Source organism: Niastella sp. (genome assembly GCF_045805085.1).
Lineage (GTDB): Bacteria > Bacteroidota > Bacteroidia > Chitinophagales > Chitinophagaceae > Niastella.
Genome location: NZ_JBJMLX010000032.1, coordinates 1 through 2,830, shown reverse-complemented (window position 1 = coordinate 2,830; position 2,830 = coordinate 1). Strand labels below are relative to the sequence as shown.

At 41.9% G+C, this 2,830-nt stretch carries 3 protein-coding genes; 1 reads left to right on the top strand and 2 read right to left on the bottom strand.

What is annotated here, in order from left to right; all coding sequences use genetic code 11:
* Window positions 1–198: 198 nt before the first annotated feature.
* A complete protein-coding gene (locus tag ACJ751_RS01500) occupies window positions 199–993 on the bottom strand; it encodes a DUF3108 domain-containing protein (protein ID WP_407743606.1) in 795 nt (264 codons plus the stop codon).
* Between the two features lie 53 nt (window positions 994–1,046).
* Window positions 1,047–2,036, bottom strand: coding sequence for a lysylphosphatidylglycerol synthase domain-containing protein (locus ACJ751_RS01495; protein ID WP_407743605.1), 990 nt, complete (start codon window positions 2,034–2,036; stop codon window positions 1,047–1,049).
* Between the two features lie 43 nt (window positions 2,037–2,079).
* Between ACJ751_RS01495 and ruvC the strand changes: the two genes are divergently transcribed.
* Window positions 2,080–2,652, top strand: a complete 573-nt coding sequence (gene ruvC / locus ACJ751_RS01490; protein ID WP_407743604.1) for a crossover junction endodeoxyribonuclease RuvC — start codon at window positions 2,080–2,082, stop codon at window positions 2,650–2,652.
* Window positions 2,653–2,830 lie beyond the last annotated feature (178 nt).

Below are 2,830 nucleotides of genomic sequence, written 5' to 3'. Positions count from 1 at the left end.
CTCTGGTCATAATCTTTGTTTTTAATGGGTTCGTATTGGAATATTCTGGGTACGATAAAAAGAAAAAGCCCCCGACTCTTCGGTCGGGGGCTATCTAATTTGTTTATAATAGATACTAAATTTATCAGGGAGGTAAAGAAATAAAAAAACCGGTCTTGTAAACCAGTTAGTTACATGATTAATTCATTTTTTGTTTGACTACAGACTTACAAGGGAAGTTAAAGGATAGCGCAAATTGTGGTAGCTGATCATATCGATCTTTACGCTGCCAACAGAAATGGGACTTTCTATTCGAATGGGAATATGGTTTCTGTCATCACTTACCCAAACCGTCATTTTCTCCCCGCCTTCAAAAATGGTTCCTTTAATGAGGAGCGGTTTGAATTTTATAGCCCTGAATTTACCATATTTTGTCTTAATGGTTTCCTTGCCGAGGTACCGGATGTACATTTCATACACCTCATTATCAAGGAACATGGAGAAGTTGATCTTGTCGTTCACCTTCATTTTATTAAAATCAATGTTGCGGGAGTAATACACCGCACTTAATACGTCCTGCACACATTCGGGCACTTTGTATACACCCTGGTTGGTTACAGCAGAGTTGGTAGTTTTATTAAAGGTTACATTCTCATACTTCTTATAGCCCCCTTCGTACACATTACGAATAAACCGGTACGGCTGCATGGTGGCTGTATCTATAAAGGTTTCATATTTATCCCGCACCTTAAAGAAATTATCATAAAAGCTGTAGCTTTTGCCATCGCCCACGATGTGATAAACCGGTTTGCCATTTACCTTTTCCAACGTGGTGTTGAAGTTTGCCTCCCCTGCTCCGAAATAGGCGCCTACTACTGTATAAAATACCTTTAAAGTGATCTGCTCGCCAGTTGAAAAAGCGGAATTACGGATGTCGCAAAAGCCATCCCCGGCTCTCAGCGGAAAACTAACAATTATAAGCAGCAGGAATACGAGTGGTCGGTTTGCTTTCATGTAACGCTATTCAATTAAATCCAATTAATAAGGTTGACGTCCGGGCCGGTGTACTATTTTCTATTATTAAACAGTTTCATGCCTAAAATCAGCAAACTCCCTATCAATGCCGGTACCACCAGGTTTATGATCCATACTGCCAGAGAGGTTGCCAGAATTCCTGAAATATTACTATCAAAAAGTTGTACCACTTCAATGCCGACTTTCCATCGCATCCCCAGATCGGTAATAACAGCTATAGACGGTATTATTGAAAAAACCAGGAACATTACACTTACAGCGCCTGCAACCTGCGTAGCAGTTATATGCACATCAAACACATCAAACAGCAGGTAATACTGCCCTAAGAAAACGCTGTATCTAAGTACAGATAAAGACAAAACCTGAATTAAAATAGTTGCGTTAAGACTTTCTAAAACTCTGATGTATGCAACCGGTTTTTGTAACCAGCGGATCTTTTCCATCCATCTTACCAGGCCTGCTAAACGAAAATAAAATAATGTTAAAACTATTGCAGCCCCGACTGTAAAACATAACACCATCTTCATCCAGGGCCCTGCAAACGTATGAAGCAATTCTGTATTAGCATAGGCCATCAAATATAAAATTCCGCCAATTCCTGCAACCCAGGTAACCAGCAATTGCGCCATACTGCATACAATAGTAAGAGAAATTGCCTGCATTCGTTTGCCTTCACCCAGATATAATATGCGTCCCATGTATTCCCCTATGCGGTTGGGTGTAAAAAATGCTAAAGTTGTTCCTGTAAACACGGCTTTGCATGCCTGTACAAACGATGTGGGCTGTACCTGCTTTACAACCACCTGCCATTTACGGGCTTCCAGGCCATAATTAGCAAATATAAGTATCACCGTTAACCACAGTTTCCATGCTTCAGGGCCGGTAATTGCCCGCCAGGCCTGCTGTAATGAGCCCTGCCAGTTTTGCTGCTTCATTAATTGCTGATAAATTGACCAGCAAAGCACGCAAAACACCAGCGGTCCTACCACATAGTTGAGAAGAATTTTGATATTTTTGTTCAACGTCACCAAATAAGTTCACAAAGTAATCCAATCCCAAGGCTCCTTGCAAACACCTTCTAAAATAATTCTTGGCATAGACCCCGGCACCTTGTTCATGGGGTATAGCCTTATTGTTATCTCCCAGCAAAAAATAAAGCTGCTGGAGATGAGTACTTTGAAGTTAAACGCCCATAAAGACCATTATGAGCGCTTGCAGCTTATTCATCAAAAGGTAAGCGAGCTTATTAAACAGTATAAGCCTGCAAGTTTTGCCATTGAGGCGCCGTTTTTTGGGAAGAATGTACAAAGTATGCTGAAATTAGGCCGGGCCCAGGGCGTAGCCATTGCTGCCGCTATGAATTCCGGGCTGGAAGTGGTTGAATATTCGCCCAAAAAAGTAAAGCAATCCATTACCGGTAATGGTAATGCGGGAAAAGAACAGGTATGGCAAATGCTGCAACGCATTTTAAACATTCAACATAATACCGACATAAAATACCTGGATGCTTCCGATGCCCTGGCTGTGGCGGTTTGCCATCACTTCCAGGATAATTCACTGCTTAAAACTGCTGGTAAGAAGTTGAAAGGATGGGAGGACTTTATAGCTAAAAACCCTGGTAGAATACAACTGAAGTAGGTGAATTTGTGAATCGGCAATCGTGAATCGGCAATGGCTCGCGAATTTTTCAATTAATAACTATCTTGCACGGCTGGGATTTTCTCTGCCTTCTGCCTTCTGCCTTCTGCCTTCTGCCTTCTGCCTTCTGCCTTCTGCCTTCTGCCTTCTGCCTTCTGCCTTCTGCCTTCTGCCTTCT

Coding starts and splice junctions, on each gene's coding strand:
- ACJ751_RS01500 (WP_407743606.1), bottom strand. CDS start 993: ATGAAAGCAAACCGACCACTCGTATTCCTGCTGCTTATAATTGTTAGT.